At 73.0% G+C, this 17547-nt stretch carries 16 protein-coding genes; 11 read left to right on the top strand and 5 right to left on the bottom strand.

Features of this window, described 5'->3' with window-relative positions; genetic code table 11:
• The first annotated feature begins 137 nt into the window (after positions 1 to 137).
• Positions 138 to 821, top strand: a complete 684-nt coding sequence (locus IE275_RS16965; protein ID WP_189712145.1) for a glycerophosphodiester phosphodiesterase — start codon at positions 138 to 140, stop codon at positions 819 to 821.
• Between the two features lie 6 nt (positions 822 to 827).
• Here IE275_RS16965 and IE275_RS16960 read toward each other — a convergent pair whose 3' ends face one another.
• Entirely contained in the window at positions 828 to 1376 is a 549-nt protein-coding gene (locus IE275_RS16960; protein WP_189712144.1) for a GNAT family N-acetyltransferase, read from the bottom strand.
• Between the two features lie 124 nt (positions 1377 to 1500).
• On the opposite strand from IE275_RS16960, the gene IE275_RS16955 reads away from it, so the two are divergent.
• Positions 1501 to 1893 carry a VOC family protein gene (locus IE275_RS16955; protein ID WP_189712143.1) on the top strand — a complete coding sequence of 131 codons (393 nt, stop codon included), beginning with the start codon at positions 1501 to 1503 and terminating at the stop codon, positions 1891 to 1893.
• A gap of 445 nt (positions 1894 to 2338) precedes the next feature.
• Complete coding sequence (locus IE275_RS16950) at positions 2339 to 3103, top strand: VOC family protein (RefSeq protein ID WP_189712142.1); 765 nt, start codon at positions 2339 to 2341, stop codon at positions 3101 to 3103.
• A gap of 10 nt (positions 3104 to 3113) precedes the next feature.
• On the opposite strand, the gene IE275_RS16945 is transcribed toward IE275_RS16950, so the two are convergent.
• The 3 genes from IE275_RS16945 to IE275_RS16935 form a co-directional block, all read right to left on the bottom strand.
• Positions 3114 to 5681 (bottom strand): carbohydrate-binding protein, encoded by a 2568-nt coding sequence (locus tag IE275_RS16945; RefSeq protein ID WP_189712141.1) that lies wholly within the window; start codon positions 5679 to 5681, stop codon positions 3114 to 3116.
• Between the two features lie 114 nt (positions 5682 to 5795).
• Positions 5796 to 6464: a MarR family winged helix-turn-helix transcriptional regulator gene (locus tag IE275_RS16940; protein ID WP_189712140.1), complete on the bottom strand. Its 669-nt coding sequence runs from the start codon at positions 6462 to 6464 to the stop codon at positions 5796 to 5798.
• Positions 6461 to 8152 (bottom strand): FUSC family protein, encoded by a 1692-nt coding sequence (locus tag IE275_RS16935; RefSeq protein WP_189712139.1) that lies wholly within the window; start codon positions 8150 to 8152, stop codon positions 6461 to 6463. The genes IE275_RS16940 and IE275_RS16935 overlap by 4 nt, the downstream gene beginning before the upstream one ends.
• A 147-nt stretch (positions 8153 to 8299) precedes the next feature.
• On the opposite strand from IE275_RS16935, the gene IE275_RS16930 reads away from it, so the two are divergent.
• The 5 genes from IE275_RS16930 to IE275_RS16910 all read left to right on the top strand — a co-directional run bounded on the left by IE275_RS16930 (position 8300) and on the right by IE275_RS16910 (position 12182).
• Positions 8300 to 8845 (top strand): DUF5134 domain-containing protein, encoded by a 546-nt coding sequence (locus IE275_RS16930; protein ID WP_189712138.1) that lies wholly within the window; start codon positions 8300 to 8302, stop codon positions 8843 to 8845.
• Between the two features lie 132 nt (positions 8846 to 8977).
• Positions 8978 to 9913, top strand: a complete 936-nt coding sequence (locus IE275_RS16925; RefSeq protein ID WP_189712137.1) for a M56 family metallopeptidase — start codon at positions 8978 to 8980, stop codon at positions 9911 to 9913.
• A 69-nt stretch (positions 9914 to 9982) separates the two neighbouring features.
• A complete protein-coding gene (locus tag IE275_RS16920) occupies positions 9983 to 10654 on the top strand; it encodes a phosphatase PAP2 family protein (RefSeq protein ID WP_189712136.1) in 672 nt (223 codons plus the stop codon).
• Complete coding sequence (locus IE275_RS16915; RefSeq protein ID WP_189712135.1) at positions 10651 to 11166, top strand: hypothetical protein; 516 nt, start codon at positions 10651 to 10653, stop codon at positions 11164 to 11166. Before IE275_RS16920 ends, IE275_RS16915 begins: the two co-directional genes overlap by 4 nt.
• Positions 11167 to 11375: 209 nt before the next feature.
• The gene (locus IE275_RS16910; RefSeq protein WP_189712134.1) at positions 11376 to 12182 is read left to right on the top strand and encodes a TetR/AcrR family transcriptional regulator; all 807 of its coding nucleotides are present in this window, start codon (positions 11376 to 11378) and stop codon (positions 12180 to 12182) included.
• Here the strand turns inward: IE275_RS16910 and IE275_RS16905 are convergent.
• Positions 12170 to 13672, bottom strand: a complete 1503-nt coding sequence (locus IE275_RS16905; protein WP_189712133.1) for an LVIVD repeat-containing protein — start codon at positions 13670 to 13672, stop codon at positions 12170 to 12172. The two genes, IE275_RS16910 and IE275_RS16905, sit on opposite strands and share 13 nt — an antisense overlap.
• 178 nt (positions 13673 to 13850) lie before the next feature.
• Here IE275_RS16905 and IE275_RS16900 point away from each other — a divergent pair, with 178 nt between their 5' ends.
• The 3 genes from IE275_RS16900 (at position 13851) to IE275_RS16890 (ending at position 17533) form a co-directional block, all read left to right on the top strand.
• Positions 13851 to 14489 carry a DUF305 domain-containing protein gene (locus IE275_RS16900; RefSeq protein WP_189712132.1) on the top strand — a complete coding sequence of 213 codons (639 nt, stop codon included), beginning with the start codon at positions 13851 to 13853 and terminating at the stop codon, positions 14487 to 14489.
• 165 nt (positions 14490 to 14654) lie between these two features.
• A complete protein-coding gene (locus IE275_RS16895) occupies positions 14655 to 15989 on the top strand; it encodes an FAD-dependent oxidoreductase (RefSeq protein ID WP_189712131.1) in 1335 nt (444 codons plus the stop codon).
• A gap of 146 nt (positions 15990 to 16135) precedes the next feature.
• Positions 16136 to 17533 (top strand): nucleobase:cation symporter-2 family protein, encoded by a 1398-nt coding sequence (locus tag IE275_RS16890; protein ID WP_189712130.1) that lies wholly within the window; start codon positions 16136 to 16138, stop codon positions 17531 to 17533.
• Positions 17534 to 17547: the final 14 nt, after the last annotated feature.

Here is a 17547-nt window from a genome sequence, read left to right as displayed (position 1 = left end):
GTTGGACATCGCAGGAGCGAGCGCTTCCGCTAGCGGCTTCCCGCGGAACGGCGGGCCACACGTGTCCATGACCGGCACGGGCGGTTAGGCTGCGAGCTTCTCCAGCCCCCGACGTCCCGACGGAAGCGAGTCCCGTCTTGAACTTCCTCACCATCGGTCACCGTGGAGTCATGGGCGTCGAGCCCGAGAACACCCTGCGTTCCTTCGTGGCGGCCGAGCAGGCAGGCCTCGATGCGATCGAACTCGATCTGCACCTGAGCAGAGACGGCGCACTGGTGGTCATGCACGATCACGACGTGGATCGGACGACCGATGGGAGCGGTTCCATCTCGGATCTCACGCTCGAGGAACTGCGCGCACTGGACGCGGGCCGCGGCGAGCGGGTGCCGGTCTTCGAGGAGGTCCTGGACGCCGTGACGCTGCCGCTCCAGGCCGAGATCAAGGACGTGCAGGCGGCGCGGGCGCTCGCCGAGGTGCTGCGCGAGCGGGACCTCGCGGAGCGGGTCGAGGTGTCCTCGTTCCACGACGCGGCGGTCGCCGAGACGGCCCGGCTGGTGCCGGGCGTGCGCACCGCGCTGATCGGCAGCCGCTACGGCCTCGACATCGTCGACCGCGCCGTGGACGCCGGTGCCGCGACCGTGTGCCTGAACCTGCGGCGGCTCACCCTGGAGATCGTCGAGGAGGCCCGGAAGCGGGACCTCAGGATCATCGGCTGGGTGGTGAACACCGCGGACCAGCTGCGACTCGTCCACGCCCTGGAGCTGGACGGCGCCACCACCGACTATCCCGAACTGGGCCGCACGGCCCGCGCCGCGGGCTGACCGCGCTCAGTCCAGCGGCTTGACCAGCAGCTCGAACTGGAGGTCGGTGCGCTGCGGGATGCCGAACCGCTCGTCGCCGTACGGGAAAGGGGTCATCCGGCCCGTACGGCGGTAGCCGCGGCGCTCGTACCAGGCGATGAGGTCGTCGCGCACGGAGATCACCGTCATGTGCATCTCGGCGACGCCCCAGGCCGCGCGGGCCTGCCGCTCGGCCTCCGCGATGACGGTCTTGCCGAGGCCGGCGCCCTGGAGGACCGGGCTGACCGCGAACATGCCGAAGTAGGCGTGGTCGCCGCGGTGTTCGAGCTGGCAGCAGGCGACGGTCCGGCCGTCCTGCTCGACGACCAGCAGCCGGCTGTCGGGCGACCGGACGACGTCCCGCACTCCCTCGGGGTCGGTCCGCTGCCCCTCAAGGATGTCCGCCTCGGTGGTCCAGCCGGCCCGGCTGGCGTCCCCGCGGTACGCCGACTCCACGAGCGCGACCAGCACGTCCACATCGGCGTCGGTGGCGTCCCGGAAGGTGAGTCCGGTGGCGGCGGTGGCGGCGGTGTCCATGGAGGGGATCTCCGATCTCGGGCGCGGCTCGGGCAGGGACGAGCGTAACGCTCCTGCCGGTCGGGCCATTCTCTCGGATCCGGCGGGCGGCAAGATCCGAAAGAGAGGCCTAGGCTCCGGGTGCATGGTGCACGTACTGAGCAGCAGGACCCTCCTCCGCCCGGCCGACCCGGAGCGTTCCCGACGCTTCTACGGCGAGCAGCTGGGCCTGGCCGTCTACCGCGAGTTCGGTACGGGGCCGGAGCGCGGGGTCGTCTACTTCCTCGGCGGCGGCTTCCTGGAGGTCTCGGGCCGGTCGCCGACCCCGCCGGACCCCGCCGTACGGCTGTGGCTCCAGGTCGCGGACGTGACGGCGGCCCACGAGGAGCTGCGGGCGCGGGGGGTCGGAATCGTGCGGCCGCCGGTGAAGGAGCCGTGGGGGCTGGTCGAGATGTGGATCGAGGACCCGGACGGGACACCGATCGTGCTGGTGGAGGTACCGGCGGACCATCCGATCCGGTACCGGCCGGGGATCTGAGACGCCGGGTCGCGGGGAGAGTGGAGGGGGCTTAGGCGCATGCGCGCCTGGCCTACGGCGGCCGGTGGGCCCCGGCGGGGCTCGTGCCCCGGCTTCGGAGGCCGGCAGCCCCCGCGAGCCCACGCCCCGGCGTCGGCGACACCCGCACCCGCACCCGCACGCACACCCACACCCACACCCCATAGACGCACCGTCGGAGCCGTACCGCCAGGTGCCCGTCCCGGCGATCGGGAGCCGTGCGCCGTACCCGTCCCACCAGCCGGTCAGCGCTGCGCCGGACGCTCCCCCGGTGGTCCGGGGCCGCAGGTCAGGTGGGTCGCCGGGGGCCGTTCCTCTCGGGGTTGGTGTGGGTGCGGCCAGCGGATGCCGGAGGGCGGGTCGGGGCATAGCGTGCTGAAGGGGGTTCCCTCTCGGGAGAGCGGACCGGAAGACCGGAAGGAACGCCATGAAGCTCGACGCGCCCGTGCCCGGCGGGCCCTGCTGGGCGGAGCTGGGGACCGGTGATCTGGAGGCGGCGAAGCGGTTCTACAGCGAGCTGTTCGGCTGGCGTCCGGAGCAGGATCCGCGGCAGGAGGCCGGCGGCTACACGGTCGCGCACCTCGGCGAGGCGGCCGTCGCCGCGCTGACCCCCCTGTACCAGGAGGCGCAGCCCTGCGCCTGGAGCGTGTCGTTCGCGGTGTCGGACGCCGATGTCAGCGCCCGGCTGGTGGCCGAGGCCGGCGGCACGGTGCTGGTGGGGCCGATGGACGTGTTCGACGTGGGCCGTTTCGTGGTCGCCCTCGATCCGGGCGGTGCCGCGTTCCAGCTGTGGCAGGCGGGCGTGTTCCCCGGCGCGGGGCTGTTCAACGCGCCGGGCTCGCTGGGCTGGGTGGAGCTGCTGACCCGTGATCCCGACCGGGCGGAGACCTTCTACACGACGGTGTTCGGCTGGACCGTCCACTCCTCGGAGAACTACATCCAGTGGGGCGTCGGCGGCGCGGACTTCGGCGGCATGATCAGGATGGACGAGAAGTTCCCGCCGGAGGTGCCGCCGCACTGGCTGCCCTACTTCGCGGTGGCCGATGTCGACGCCTCCGCGCGGACGGCGGTGGAGGCGGGGGGAAGCATGCTCATGGAGCCGGCCTCGGTGCCCCAGGGCCCGCGGATCGCGGTGCTGCGCGATCCGCAGGGCGCGGTGTTCGGTGTGTACCGGGCGGGCGACGAGGGGTGAGCGCCGGCCGTCAGAGGAGCGGGGTCACGGTCACCCGGTCCAGCACGGGGGCGTACGCGGAGCGCTGACCGTGCGGGTTGCGGGTGACACCGTCGAAGTCCGGCAGGAGGTCGGCGGTGAAGGTGAGCGTGTTGGTGCCCCGGCTCAGGGTGACGGGGACGGACAGCTCGGCGAAGTTGTTGAAGTGGAACGTGGTGGGGAACAGCACGCGCCGCGGGGCGCCGCCGTTGACGGAGAGGTCGGCGTGGCGGCAGACGGGGTCGGGGTTGTAGTGCGTGGCGGGCGCCTGCTCGCCGTTGGAGTAGCGGATGGTGAGGGCATGACGGCCGGCGCGTACGGCGGTCACGGTGAGGGTGAGCGCGTTCGCCGTTCCGGCGCCGATTCCGTCGACGGCCTTGCCGCCGGTGGCGTACGGGTGGGCGCCGGTGACGCGTGCCGTGCCCGTCAGGACGCCTTCCTCCGCGGGGAAGGTGGCGGTCGGCAGCCGTCCCCGCGAGGGGCCGACGCGCAGCCGGTCCACGACCAGCCGCTCCGAAGTCCCGGTGACCGTCAGCTTGTTGACCCCGCCGGGGAGGAAGAGCGCCACGGCGCCCGCCCGGAGGTCACCGGCGTCCTCGTTGTTGACGGTCAGCTTCCCCTCGCCGTGGCCGAGCCGGCCGACGGTCACACTCGCCTCGCCGGCGGCGGCCGCGTGCACCCAGAAGGTGACGGTGCCGCCCGGTGGCAGCACGACCGCCCCTCGGTCGATGCGGGCGCCCGCGCCGAGGACGGCGTGTTCGGCGTCGTAGACCGCGTCGGCCTCGGGGTACAGGGCCAGGTCGAGCCGGTCGACGACGGCATCGCCCCGGGTGGTGCCGAGTTCGGGGTCCCGGGCGGCCAGGGTGAGGGTGTGGCGTCCGGCGGTGAGGCCGACGCGGGTGTCGGTGCGGCCCCAGACGGCCCACTGGTGGCCGAGGGGCAGCAGCAGTTCCCGGGGGCGGTCCCCGTCGACGCGGAGGAAGACGTTGGTGGGCCCGAACTCCCGTACCAGATCGGCCTCGTTGTGGGAGTTGGCGTAGACGGAGAGGTCGTAGGTGCCGTCCGAGGGGACGTCGACGTCGAAGGAGAGGACCAGGTCGGAGCCGGTGCGCAGGCCGCCCACGTGGTGGCCGCCGGAGGTCGCGAACCTGCCGACTCCCGAAGGGGATTCCTCGGGGCCGTGCAATTGGTGTCCGCTGCCGGTGGGGGTGGCGTCCTCGGCCCTGTAGGTGCGCCGCCAGAGGACGGAGGGTGGCAGGAGGGGGGTGTCGGGGCCGCCGGGCCGGAGCGTGAGCTGATAGGCGGACATCTCGTCGAGGGCGTCGACCGGCAGGGTCACCGTGCCGTCCACGACCGGGAGTTCGGTGTCGAGCAGCCGCAACGGCTGCGCGCTGGGCCCGAGTTGGCCGGTCCACGGGAACTCCTCCAGGCGGGCCCGTACGGTCGCGCCCAGGAGTCCGGCGTGGGCGACGACGATCCGCGCGGCACCGCCCGAGCCGCCGAACAGCACCCTGGCCTGCCGCTTGTCCCGGTCGAGGGTGGCGACGCCCTGGAGGGTGTACGGGACGTCGGGGTGCGGGGCGGTGACCCGGACGGTGTCGCCCGTGAGCCGGCCGTAGGCGTTGAACAGCCACCACTGGCCGTTGCCGTACCGGGCCTCCACCGTCGAGTCGTTGAGGTTGCCGGCGATGTTCCAGTAGGCCATGTCGGCGTCGACCTTGCAGTCCTCGACGGCGGAGACCCACTGGATCATCCGGCCGGGGACGGAGAGGTGGTGGCTGTGCGCGTACTCGTTGATGTTGACCGGCAGCGGGCCGATGCCCAGCGCGCGTTCCATCTCCCGGTACCGGGCCACGTTCGTGCGGATCTCGGCCGGTGAGGACAGCTCGTGCCAGGTGACGACGTCGGGCAGGACGTCGTGGTCCCGGGCGAACTCCAGGAAGTCCCTGACCTCCGGCCACAGGAGGCAGGTGTTCGGGCCGGCGACGCGGGCGCCGGGGTCGAGATCCTTGATCAGGCGGTACACGTCCCGCCAGGCGGTGAAGTAGGGGCCGGGCGCGGTGCGCCAGGAGACGCCGTCGTGGCTCCACTCCCCGGTGCCGAACATGTTGTCCTCGGGCTCGTTGAACGGCACGTACACGAGGTGGGAGCGCAGGGTGCCGAGCGTCGCCGCGTACGCGACCTGGGTGCGGACCCGTTCCTTCAGGTCGGCGAGCCGTGCCGCGCCGTCGGCGCCCGGCCATACGTAGGGGAAGCCGCGGTAGCTGTCGGGCACGTAGACGTACACGTCCCGGCCGCCCGCGGCGACGAACGACGGCAGGATCTCCAGGGCGTCGGCGCCGGGGTGCTGGACGCCGTCCTGGGCCTTGGTCGAGACGGTGCGGACGGCCATGCCCTCGACGAGGTTGCGGCTGGGGACGCCGTCGCCGTAGAGGCCGTAGAGCGTGCCGGCGGCGCCGCCGTGGAAGGGGCCCGTCTCCGTGCCGAGGTCGACGGTGAGGGTGTCGGGGGTGCTCTCGGGGGCGGGCACAGTGGTCTCGGGGGCGGGCACGGCTTCCATACGCCTGTCCTCCACGTTGTTCGACATGTCGAGCGGCGGTCGATGGATCGGATCGCGACCCGCTCGAACGTAGAGAGGACCACCGCTCGGCGTCAACGGCCGCGCACCGGCCGGTCAGGGCCGCAGCGTCCGCATGCGCCCTTCCAGCCGGCTCAGCAACTCCCCCAGCAGGTCGGCCAGTTCGTCCTGTCGGCCGGCGTCCAGGGCGGAGAGCACGGCGCTCTCGTAGGCGAGCTGCTCGGGCAGGATGCCGTCGACCAGCTCCCGGCCGGCGTCCGTGAGCCGCAGGTGGGCGACACGGCGGTCCCGGGTGTCGCCGCGGCGTTCCACCAGGCCGCGTTCGGTGAGCTGCTTGACCCGTTTGGTGACGGCGGCCCCGGAGGAGAAGGTCTCGCGGGCCAGGTCACCGGGGGTCAGTTCGTGGCCGGTCCGCCGGAGCGCGCCGAGCAGGTCGAACTCCGGCCGGCTCAGCCCGGCCCGCCGCAGCGGCGCGTCCTCGGCCTGCTGAAGGAGGGCGGCACACCGGTTGACCCGCCCGATGATCTCCATCGGACCGGTGTCCAGATCGGGCCGGACGGCCCGCCACTGCCGGACGACACCGGCGACCGTGTCCGTGCGTGCGGGGGCTTCGGGCAGGGCGTGCCGGCCGGGGGCGGCGGTGGCCGGGGGCGGTGCGGACGGGGTGTCACCGGCCTCGGGCCGCTCCCGTGGCTCCCCCGCGCCGGCGGCGGTGCCCCCGCCCGTCTCGTCTCCGGCCGCCGGGCGTCCCTGCGTCGCCGTCATCGCCGTACGTCCTCCGCTCGCGCGTGGGTGTTGCGGGCCGGGTGGAGTCCCTGGCGCCGTACCGTCGCCGCGAGCGTACGGTGTGCGGACCGCTCGGCCGTGACGACCCGCTCCTCGGGGAGGGCACGCTGCCACCACTCGCCGGAGGCGGCGTCGGCGGTGGTGCGCAGGTCGACCAGGGCGGCGGCGAGGCCCCGGCGGGCGGACTCCAGGGCGGCGGGGGCGGGGCGCGGCTCCGTCAGCAGATGCGCGGCGCGGTCGCGGGCGCCCTCGACGGCCGTGAGTGCGTGTCCGAGACGGTCGCCGGCGCGGCGGTTGGTCACGGCGACCGCCGCGACGAAGCCGACCGCGGCACCCACGAGGGTGTCCGCGACCCGTTCGGTGATCAGCCGGCCCGAGTCCTGGTACTGGGCGAACTCGGTGACGAGGAGCGCCATCGGGGTCACACAGACGCTGCCGAGCCAGTAGTTGCGGCTGATGAGCGCCTCGGCGCCGAAGTTCAGCGCGAGGCAGACGAGCACGAGCGCCGCCGGGTGGACATGGGCGAGCGGGACCAGCGCGGCGAAGGCGAGGACGCCCGCGAGGTTCCCGACGACCCGCTGGACCGCACGGTTCCAGGTGAGGGTGACGTTCGCCTGGTAGAGGGACGCGGCGGTGACCACGGCCCAGTACGGGCGGCCGACACCGAGCGCGAGGGAGGCGTATCCGGCGAGGGCGCAGCCGAGGGCGGTGCGTACGGCGACGGGGGCGAGGGGGCCGAGCCGGTGCCACAACGGGGGCTGTCCGGCGGCCCGGTCGGCCTCGGCGCCGAGGAGTTCGTCGTTGTCCGGGCGGTCGCCGCCCACGCGGTGCCGGTCCGCACGGCCGCCGTCCGCACGGCCGTCGGGGCGCGGGAGCGGTCCCGTGCCGCGCAGGTCGCGGGCCCAGGCGCGCAGCCGTGCCGGGTCGGCGTCGGCGGGGGTGGCGAGGGCCGCCTCGGCGCGGACGACGAGCCGTTCCAGGGCGAGGCGCGTGCCGTCGCCGCGGACCGACAGCAGCGTCTGCCAGGCCGCGTACACCCCGGCCGCCGCGGCGGCCCGGGCCCGGGGCCCGTGCGCCGTGCGCGCCCCGGCCTGCTCGGCGTATCCGGCCGCCAGGGTCAGCGCGTGGGCGGTGGCGCGGCGCTCGGGCCCGTGCGGGCGTGCCAGACCCGGCGCCATGCCGACGATCCAGGCCCAGGCGCCGGCGGCGAGGGCGAGCGCCAGATGGCCGGGGACCTGCCCGAGGGTCTGCGGCACGAACAGCGAGGCGGAGGTGATGAAGGTGAGGACCACGTTGGCGGGCGGGCCGAGCCGGGTCGCGTCGCAGAGCGCCTTCTGCACGGCCGCCAGAAGGGCCCCGACGGTGACCAGGACGACGGCGTTCGAGGTGAGCGAGGCCGCCACCAGGGCGACCGCCAGTCCGGCGGTCATGCCCAGCACGACCCGCGCCAGGACACCGGCGCGGGCCGCGTAGGGGCGGTTGTGGGCGTACAGGGCGCACAGGGACCCGGCCATCGTGTACATCGCCAGGTCCAGCCGGCCGAGGGCCAGCAGGAGCAGGTTCGGCGGGGCGACGGCGGCGACCACGCTCAGGGCGGGCTTGAACCAGATGTCGGAGGGGCGGTTGAGGCGCAGCACGCCGGCGAGCGGAAGACGGGGTCCGGGCATACGTATCAATTTAGCATGTGTTTTACTCGTGAAATAAATACCACCGTGCTCCGCCGCATGCTCCCCGTGTACACCCTTGCGCTCGCGTGCGCGCCGCATGCCGTGGGCATCGCATCCCTCGACGCGACGTCGAGCGGGGAGGTGCGCGTGCACGGACCGGCTTCGCCCGGCTGGCTGCTGGTCGCGCTGTGTGCGGCGACCGGCGCCTACTGTCTGCTGCGGATGCGCAGCAACGTCGAGGAACAGCGCCGGGCCGCGGGCGGCGAGGCGCTGATGGGCTTCGGCATGGCCGTGATGGCCGTGCCCGCGGCGGTGTTCACCCCGCCCGCGTGGACCTGGCCGGCCTACGCGACGGTGTTCGGCGCGGCCGCGCTGCGGGCCCTGTGGGCCTCCCGCGCGAGCACGCACCATCTGCACCATCTCGTCGGCGCCACGGCCATGGTCTACATGGCGGCGGTGATGGCCGGCTCCCCGGCCCACGCGCACGGGCACGCCGACCCCGGCGTCCCCCTGCTGACGGGCGCGCTGCTGCTCTACTTCACCGGGTACGTCCTGGTGGCCGGAGCCCGGCTGCTGCCGGTGGCGGCGGGGGCGGGCGGGACCGCCGTCGCCTGGAGCGACCGGCCCGAGCTGGCGCGGGCGTGCCGGCTGTCGATGGGGATCGGGATGCTGGCGATGCTGTTGACCATGTGATCGGCCAAGTGGCTCATTCGATGCTCAAGTACCCGCCGGACAACGGCAGTCGGCACCCTTCGGCCGTGGTCTGCGTCACTTGCCGTGACAACGCGTACCCCTGAGCGGCGCGCCGCTCATAGGGTGCTGCCCATGATGGTCCCCGCGGTCCTGATGCTGCTCGCCGCCCTGACCGCCGTGGCCGCGCCCCGGCTCATCGCACGGGCGGACTGGCCGGACCGCGAACCGGTGGTCGCGCTGTGGGCGTGGCAGTGCGTGGTGGCCGCGGTCCTGCTGTGCTGCGCCCTGTCGATGACGCTCAGCGCGGCCGACGCCTGGCAGGCGGTGCGCGGCCATGTCTTCGCACCGGCCCCGCGCGCGGTCGTGGAGGCCTACGCGCTGGGTTCGACCGGCCCCTGGGCGGCGGCGACCGCGGTGGCGCTGGCGTGCGGCGGGCTGTGGAGCGGGGCGATGCTGGTCCGCGAGATCGTACGGGCCAGGAACCGGAGCCGGTCGCGGCGGACCGTGCTGCGGCTGCGCGCGCCGCTGCTGCCCGGCGAGGAGGCGACGACCGGGGGGCTCGTGGTGCTGGAGGGCGAGCGGCCCGACGCCTGGTGGCTGCCGGGCGCTGCGCCCCGACTGGTCGTCACCACGGCCGCGTTGCAGCGGCTGAAGGGGCGTCAGCTGGACGCCGTGCTCGCGCACGAGCAGGGGCACGCGCAGGCACGGCACGACTGGCTGCTGCACTCCTCGTCCGCGCTGGCCACCGGGTTCCCGCAGATCCCGGTGTTCGCCGCGTTCCGGGACGAGATGCACCGGCTGGTCGAGCTGGCCGCCGACGACATGGCCTCCCGTCGCTTCGGGCGCCTCACCACCGCGCTGGCGCTGGTCGAACTCAACGAGGACCGAGGTGTCTTCGGCCCCTCCCCCACCCCGCTGGCCCATGTCCCGCAACGGGTGAAGCGGCTGCTCACACCGCCGGACCGGCTGTCGGCGGCCCGTCGGCTGCGGCTGACGGCGACGGCCTCCGTGGTGCCGGTGATCCCGGTGCTGGTGACGCTGGTGCCGGGGCTGCGGGCGCTGGGCTGAGTGTCCGCGGCGGCCGGATCAGGGGCCCCAGGTTGGCCTCCCACCCCATGGGTCGGCGAGGATCGCAGTATGCACAACCCGTCCGTCGACTCCCCGCCCCGCCCTCCGGCCCTGCGCACGGCTCTCCGTCTCTCCCTGCTCCTGGGCGTGGGCTCGCTGGTGCTCCTGGTGCTGGTGGCGGCGGACTGGCACCCCCTGCTCTCGGCCGACGACGACATCGCGCGCACCACGCACCGCTGGGCGGTCGCCGACCCGGACGTCACCCAGCTGTGCCGCATCCTCACGGACTGGGTCTGGGATCCATTGACCATGCGTCTGCTGGGGGCCGCGGTGGCCGTGTGGCTGGTGTGGCGGTACGCGGACTGGTGGACGGCCGCATGGCTGGCGGTCACGTCGGCGGTCGGCACGCTCGTCCAGCAGGGCCTCAAGGCCGCGGTCGGCCGTGCGCGCCCGGCCTGGCCCGACCCGGTCGACTCCGCCCACTACGCGGCATACCCCTCCGGCCACGCCCTGACCGCCACGGTGATGTGCGGCCTCCTGCTGTGGCTGCTCCACCGCCATGGCGTCGGACCCGCGGTGTGGCGTACGGCGGTGGCGGTGGCCGTGGTCTCCGTGGTGGGCGTCGGCCTGACCCGGATCTGGCTGGGCGTGCACTGGACCTCGGACGTGCTCGGGGGCTGGCTCCTGGGCGCCGCCCTGGTCGGCCTGGCGATCGCCGTCCATCTCCGCCGGCACCCATGAGCATGCCGGGGCGGCGATACGGCTATGTGGGGCCGGAGGACATCCGGCGGGCGGTGACTCCCGGCGCCGGCGGCCGGGTGATCCGTACCGTCGCCGACCTGGACGCGTACGCGACACGGGACGGTGAGCCGTACACCTACGTCGTCGGGCCGGACGGACTGCTGCGGCTGGCGCCCCGCCGCAGTGAGCACGTGGCGTGCGCGGGCGGCGGTGACGTCCTCGCCGCGGGCGAGATCGCGTGGGGGCACGGGCCGCACGGCTGGGAGGTCCGGGAGGTCAGCAACCAGTCCACCGGCTACTGCCCCGATCCCGATTGCTGGCCCGCCGTGGCCGCCGCCCTGGACCGGGTGGGCGTCGGCCGCCCCGACGGCTTCACCCACGCGCTGGTGTTCCGGCGCTGCGAGCGGTGCGGCGAGCGCAATGTGGTGCGTGAGGGGGTCTTCGTCTGTGTGTTCTGCGACGAGGAACTGCCGCTCGTCTGGAACCTGGCTCCGCGGGGTCCGCGCGGGTGACGGACGCGCGCTCCCGGCTCCGTCATGGAACGGCCCGGGACAGGTCCTGGTCGGTAGCCCAAGGCCACCATCAGGGGGAAAGCACGCCCGCTCTGGGCGATCCCCCGCGTCGCCCAGAGCAGGCGGCAGCCCGGCCCGCTCCATGACGGAGCCGTCCGGGATGCGTTGAGTATAGTTGGCTGGCAGCCAGTCAACGCAGGAGTTACAGGATGTGCCCGCGCAGCGCCTCGGTCAATGAAGAATTGCGACGGCGTTCCCGGGAGCGGCTGCTTCAGGCGGCGGTCGAGTCGGTGAGCGAGCACGGCTACGAGGCGACGACGCTCGGCGACATCGCGGACCGCGCGGGCACGGCCCGCGGACTGGTGTCGTACTACTTCCCCGGCAAGCGCCAGCTGGTGCAGTCGGCCGTGCACCGGCTGATGCACCGAACGCTGGAGGAGGCGCTGGAGCGGGAGCCGCGCACCGAGGACGGCCGGGAGCGGATGGCACGGGCCATCGACGCGATCCTGGGGCTGGCCGAGAACCGTACGGTCCTGATGCGCCAGCACATGGCGGGGCTGCTCCAGGCCGAGGGGTTCGTGCGCTGCCCGGAGCAGCAGCGGCTGGCCGAACTGCTGCGGGACACGCTGGCCCGGCACGGTTCGCGGGACGTGGACGCCGACTACCCGATGCTGCGCGCGGAGCTGATGGGCGCCGTCTACGCGGTCGTACTGCCCAACGTGGGCATGCCGGCCGCCGCGATCAGGGCGGAGCTGTTCGAGCGCTACGGGCTGGCTTGGGAGCTGGGGGTCCCGCCGGACGCCGAGGCGCCCGGCGGGAGGTGTGACACGGACCTGTCGCGCTTCTTCGCGACGGACGCGCCGGGGCCGGCCGCCGCTCCGGGGCCGGCCGAGCCGACCGATCCCATGACGCCACCGGAACCCGGGTCGCCGGGCCCGGCGGAGTCGACGAACGGGCCGGAGCCGGCGGACCGGCCGGAGTCGGGCGGTCCGCCGGCCGGGGATCAGTCGAAGTAGTCCGGCTGGGTCTGGACGTTCAGCTCACGCAGGTGGACCCGCTTCGCCGGATCCGTGCGCCGGTCGCTGAGCTTCAGCACGTCGAAGCCCTTGGCGATGTCGTTCGAGTAGATGTAGCCGTTGTAGTAGTACGCCGACCAGGCACCGCCCGTGACCAGGCCGGTGGTGGAGATCGGACCGCGCTCGAAGTACGCGATCTCCTTCGGGTTCGAGGAGTCGGTGAAGTCCCAGACCGAGACGCCGCCCTGGTACCAGGCCTGGACCATGAGGTCCTTGCCCTTGACGGGGATCAGCGAGCCGTTGTGGGCCACGCAGTTCTCGGTGGCCGCCTGGTGGCGGGGGATCTTGTAGTAGCTGCGGAAGACGAGCTTGCGCTTGTCACCCTTGCCGACGATGTCGTAGATGCCGTCGGCGCCGCGGTTGGGGCCGATCTCCGCGTTGCACGTGGCCGCGCCGCCGCCGCCCAGCTCGTCGGTGAAGACGACCTTGTTCGCCTTCTGGTTGAAGGTCGCCGAGTGCCAGAACGCGAAGTTCACGTTGTCCTGCACCCGGTCGATGACCTTCGGGTTCTCCGGGTCCTTGATGGAGAACAGGATGCCGTCGCCCATGCAGGCACCGGCCGCGAGGTCCTTGTCCGGCAGCACGGTGATGTCGTGGCAGCCGGTGGTCTTGGACACGCCCGGGTTGGTGGGCGAGCCGGGGTTGCCGCCGCCGTCGGGGCCCTCGCCCGGGAAGAGGACGGGGAAGTTCACGACCGCCGCCTCCTCGGGCGCCTTGCGGGGCACCTTGATGACGGAGATGCCGTCGTGCGGGGGCTGGCAGTCGGGGTAGGTGGCGCTGGGCGAGTACGAGGAGACGTACAGGTAGACGTTCCTGCGCTCGGGCACCAGGGTGTGGGTGTGCGAGCCGCAGGCGGTCTCGACGGCGGCGACGTACTTCGGGTTCGCCTTGTCGCTGATGTCGAAGACCTTCATGCCCTCCCACGAGGACTTCTCGGTCGCGGGCTGCGTGGTGCTGTTGCAACTGCTGTCGCTGCGCGAGGAGTCGGTGGACAGGAAGAGCAGGTCGCCGGAGACGGAGATGTCGTTCTGCGAGCCGGGGCAGAGGACCTGGGAGACGGTCTTCGGCGCCTTCGGGTCGCTGATGTCGAAAATGCGGAAGCCGTCGTAGTTGCCGGCGAAGGCGTACTTGCCCTGGAACGCCAGGTCCGAGTTGGTGCCCGCCAGCGCGTCCTTGGGGATGTTCACGAGGTGCTGGATGTTGTCGGAGTGGACGATCTCGTCCTGTCCGGGTATCTCGCCGTCGGCTATCGCCTCGGCCGCGTCGGCCTGCGCGCTGCGGGAGATTCCTTGCTCCGCGGCGGGACCGTCCCCCGGGTCGGGGGTCGCGGCCGCCGGGACCGCGGTGAGCAGCGCGGCCAGGAGTCCGGTACAGGCGGCCACGACGCCCAACCGTCTGCGCCGCGTTCGGGGATCGTTCAACAGGGTCACTGCGTCCTCCCTAGTTGCCGTTCACTCGGGAACGGTTCACGGTGCTCCGAAGTATCGTCTTCATCATGCACAGATCAATGGTTGGCAACGCATTCGTCATGAATGTTTTTGATCAGTAGGGCAAAGATTCCCGAGTGGACGGTCCCGTTCCCCAACCCCCTTGCCCCTGGAGGTCGTTGTGCTCAACCGCCGCGCATCGCTCGTCACCGCGGCCGCGCTGCTCGTGCTGGCCCTCGCCGCCTGCGACTCGGACACGGAGACCAAGTCGGGTGCGGCGGGCGGGCCTTCGGTGATCGCGCCGGGCGGGCCGGGTGAGGCGAACAGGACCCTGTCCGCCGAGGACGCGGCCGCTCAGCGCGCCGAGGACGACACCCCCAACGCGGCCGACGTGTCGTACGCGCGCATGATGATCGAGCACCACGCTCAGGCCCTGGAGATGACCGAACTCGTGCCGGACCACGCCCGGTCGGGGGACGTGAAACGTCTGGCCCTGCGCATATCCGCCGCGCAGGGACCGGAGATCGAGGCGATGCGGGGCTGGCTGAAGACGCACGGCAAGCCGGAGACCGCCGGGACGCACACGCACACCGCGATGCCCGGCATGGCCACCGAGGCCCAGCTGACGAAGCTGCGCGCGGCGGACGGCAAGGCGTTCGACGACCTCTTCCTGAAGCTGATGATCACCCATCACGAGGGGGCGATCACCATGGCCACGGACGTCAAGGCACAGGGCAACAACCTGCTGATCGAGGAGATGGCGGACGACGTGGTGGCCCAGCAGACGAGCGAGATCACCCGGATGCGCGGGATGCTGTAGCCCGGCCCGGCCTCGCCCCGGCCCTGAAGTGACCACGTGATCACTTTCCGTACGGGCGGACCCGCACGGGTCTCGTGGGCACGGCACCCTGTCAGCGGAGCACCGGCGGTGCGATGCTGGAGATACCAGCGAGCTCCTCCGTCCCGTGGGGGAAGGGGTACCGCCGTGCTGCGTGTCGCCGTCGTCGGATCCGGGCCGAGCGGGGTCTACACCGCCCAGTGCCTCGTCCAGCAGGATCCCGAGGTGCTCGTCGACGTCCTGGACCGGCTGCCGTGCCCGTACGGCCTGGTGCGGTACGGCGTCGCCCCGGACCACGAGAAGATCAAGTCGCTCCAGGGAAACCTGCGGACGGTGCTGGAGCACGAGCGGGTGCGCTTCCTCGGCGGGGTACCGGTCGGCGCGGGCGGGGTGCCCGTCGCCCGGCTGCGCGAGCTGTACCACGCGGTCGTGTACTGCGTGGGCGCGTCCGCCGACCGGCACCTCGGCATCCCCGGCGAGGAGCTGCCGGGCAGCTGGTCGGCGACGGAGTTCGTGTCCTGGTACAGCGCCCACCCGGACGCCGGGGCCGGCGGCTTCGTGCGGGGCGCCCGCTCGGCCGTCGTGGTCGGCGTGGGGAACGTCGCCGTGGACGTCGCGCGGATCCTGGCCCGCGGCGAGGCCGAGCTGAGCCCCACGGACATGCCCGAGGCGGCGCTGGCCGCGCTGGCCGCGAGCGGGGTGACCGAGATCCACATGGTGGGGCGGCGCGGCCCCTCCCAGGCCCGCTTCACCACCAAGGAGCTGCGGGAACTGGGCGGACTGCCGGACACCGAGGTCCTCGTGGACGCGGCGGAGCTGGCGCTGGATCCGGCGTACGGCGACCCGTCCGGGCTGCCGGCGGCACAGCGCCGCAACGTCGAGGCACTGCGCGGCTGGACGGCCCTGCCGGCCCGGGACGCACGACGGCGGATCCGGCTGCGGTTCTTCCTGCGACCGGTCGAACTGCTCGCGGACGGCGGCCGGGTGGGCGCGGTGCGCTTCGAGCGGACCGCGCCGGACGGGCACGGCGGGGTGACGGGCACCGGCCGCTTCGAGGACGTCGAGGCGCAGTTGGTGCTGCGGTCGGTGGGCTATCGCGGGGTGCCGCTGGAGGGGCTGCCGTTCGACGCCGGGCGGGGCACGGTGCCGCATCGCGCCGGCCGGGTGCTGCGCGGGGACACGGTCGCGCCGGGCGAGTACGTGGCCGGCTGGATCAAGCGCGGCCCGACCGGTGTCATCGGCACCAACCGGCCGTGCGCGAAGGAGACGGTGGCCTCCCTCCTCGAGGACGCGCCCGCCCTCGCCGGCACACCGGCGCCCGGGGACGCGCTGCCGCTGCTGCGGGACGCCGGGGCCGAACCGGTGGGATGGGACGGGTGGCTGGCGATCGAGCGGGCCGAGGCGGCGCTCGGGGCCTCCCTGGGGCGGGGCGTGGTGAAGCTGCCGGACTGGGCGGCCCTGCGGGCGGCGACGGGCCGCTGAGCGGGACACACATCGGCAACACCGGCGAAATCAACAATCTGTGTAAGCGTCGTACGGTCTCGTGCTGTCCGGATCTCGCCCCCTCTCCTGCCTCCTGGTCTTCTCTCGGCCCTTCCCTCCCCCTCCTCCGCCGCTCTGGAGCGCCCATGGCCACGCCCGCACCCATGCCCACGCCCGTTCATCCCGTCGACGAGGTGCCTCCCATACGGCAGTTGGCCGCCTTCGGCCTTCAGCACGTGCTCGCGATGTACGCGGGCGCGGTCGCCGTGCCGCTGATCGTGGGCGGCGCGATGCGGCTGTCGGCCGCCGACCTGGCGTATCTGATCACCGCCGATCTGCTGGTGTGCGGGATCGCCACGCTGATCCAGTGCGTCGGCTTCTGGCGCTTCGGCGTGCGCCTGCCGATCATGCAGGGCTGTACGTTCGCCGCCGTCTCGCCGATGGTCCTGATCGGGACGACGGGCGGCGGACTGCCCGCGATCTACGGCTCGGTGATCGTGGCCGGCCTCGCGATCGTGCTGCTGGCGCCCGTGTTCGGACGGCTGTTGCGCTTCTTCCCGCCGCTGGCCACCGGCACGGTGATCCTGATCATCGGTCTCTCGCTGCTGCCGGTCGCGGGCAACTGGGCCGCGGGCGGCGCGGGTTCGGCGGACTTCGGGGAGCCGAAGAACCTGGCGCTCGCCGCGTTCGTCCTGGCGGTGGTGCTCGGCGTGCAGCGCTTCGCACCGGAGTTCCTGAGCCGGATCGCGGTGCTCGCCGGCATCGCGGTGGGGCTCGCGGTGGCGGTGCCGTTCGGTTTCACGGACTTCGGCGGGGTCGGCGACGCCGACTGGATCGGGGTCAGTACGCCCTTCCACTTCGGCGCGCCCACGTTCGAGGCCTCGGCGATCATCTCGATGCTGGTCGTGGCGCTGGTGACGATGACCGAGACGACCGGTGACCTGATCGCGGTCGGCGAGATGACCGGCCGCAAGGTCGAGCCGCGCTCACTGTCGGACGGACTGCGCGCCGACGGCCTCTCCACCGTCCTGGGCGGCGTCTTCAACACCTTCCCCTACACGGCGTACGCGCAGAACGTCGGGCTGGTCGGCATGACCCGGGTGCGCAGCCGCTGGGTGGTCGCCGCCGCGGGCGGCATCCTCGTGCTGCTCGGGCTGCTGCCCAAGCTGGGCGCGGTCGTGGCGGCGATCCCGGCACCGGTGCTCGGCGGCGCGGGTCTGGTGATGTTCGGGACGGTCGCGGCGAGTGGCCTGCGCACCCTGGCCGAGGTCGACTTCAAGGGCAACCACAATCTGACGGTGGTGGCGGTCTCGGTCGCGATGGGCATGCTGCCGGTGGGTGTCCCGACGGTCTACGCGAAGTTCCCCGACTGGTTCCAGACGGTGATGAACAGCGGGATCAGCGCGGGCTGTGTGACGGCGATCGCGCTGAACCTGGTCTTCAACCACCTGCCGGTCAAGGGGGGTTCGGCCGTCGAACCCGTCGCGCCGAAGACGGGCGGCGGCGAGGAGCCCGCCGGACAGCCCCGGGAGAAGGCCGTCTAGGTGTGATGGCGGCC

It is taken from the genome of Streptomyces phaeofaciens, assembly GCF_014648915.1.
GTDB lineage: Bacteria > Actinomycetota > Actinomycetes > Streptomycetales > Streptomycetaceae > Streptomyces > Streptomyces phaeofaciens.
This window is presented reverse-complemented; position numbering and strand designations above follow the sequence as displayed.

What these genes read in the sequence shown, in the direction of transcription:
- IE275_RS16910 (WP_189712134.1), top strand. Translation starts at nt 11,376, where the DNA reads ATGTGCCCGCGCAGCGCCTCGGTCAATGAAGAATTGCGACGGCGTTCC.
- IE275_RS16945 (WP_189712141.1), bottom strand. Translation starts at nt 5,681, where the DNA reads ATGGAAGCCGTGCCCGCCCCCGAGACCACTGTGCCCGCCCCCGAGAGC.
- IE275_RS16890 (WP_189712130.1), top strand. Translation starts at nt 16,136, where the DNA reads ATGGCCACGCCCGCACCCATGCCCACGCCCGTTCATCCCGTCGACGAG.
- IE275_RS16925 (WP_189712137.1), top strand. Translation starts at nt 8,978, where the DNA reads ATGATGGTCCCCGCGGTCCTGATGCTGCTCGCCGCCCTGACCGCCGTG.
- IE275_RS16950 (WP_189712142.1), top strand. Translation starts at nt 2,339, where the DNA reads ATGAAGCTCGACGCGCCCGTGCCCGGCGGGCCCTGCTGGGCGGAGCTG.
- IE275_RS16920 (WP_189712136.1), top strand. Translation starts at nt 9,983, where the DNA reads ATGCACAACCCGTCCGTCGACTCCCCGCCCCGCCCTCCGGCCCTGCGC.
- IE275_RS16935 (WP_189712139.1), bottom strand. Translation starts at nt 8,152, where the DNA reads ATGCCCGGACCCCGTCTTCCGCTCGCCGGCGTGCTGCGCCTCAACCGC.
- IE275_RS16960 (WP_189712144.1), bottom strand. Translation starts at nt 1,376, where the DNA reads ATGGACACCGCCGCCACCGCCGCCACCGGACTCACCTTCCGGGACGCC.
- IE275_RS16915 (WP_189712135.1), top strand. Translation starts at nt 10,651, where the DNA reads ATGAGCATGCCGGGGCGGCGATACGGCTATGTGGGGCCGGAGGACATC.
- IE275_RS16940 (WP_189712140.1), bottom strand. Translation starts at nt 6,464, where the DNA reads ATGACGGCGACGCAGGGACGCCCGGCGGCCGGAGACGAGACGGGCGGG.
- IE275_RS16955 (WP_189712143.1), top strand. Translation starts at nt 1,501, where the DNA reads ATGGTGCACGTACTGAGCAGCAGGACCCTCCTCCGCCCGGCCGACCCG.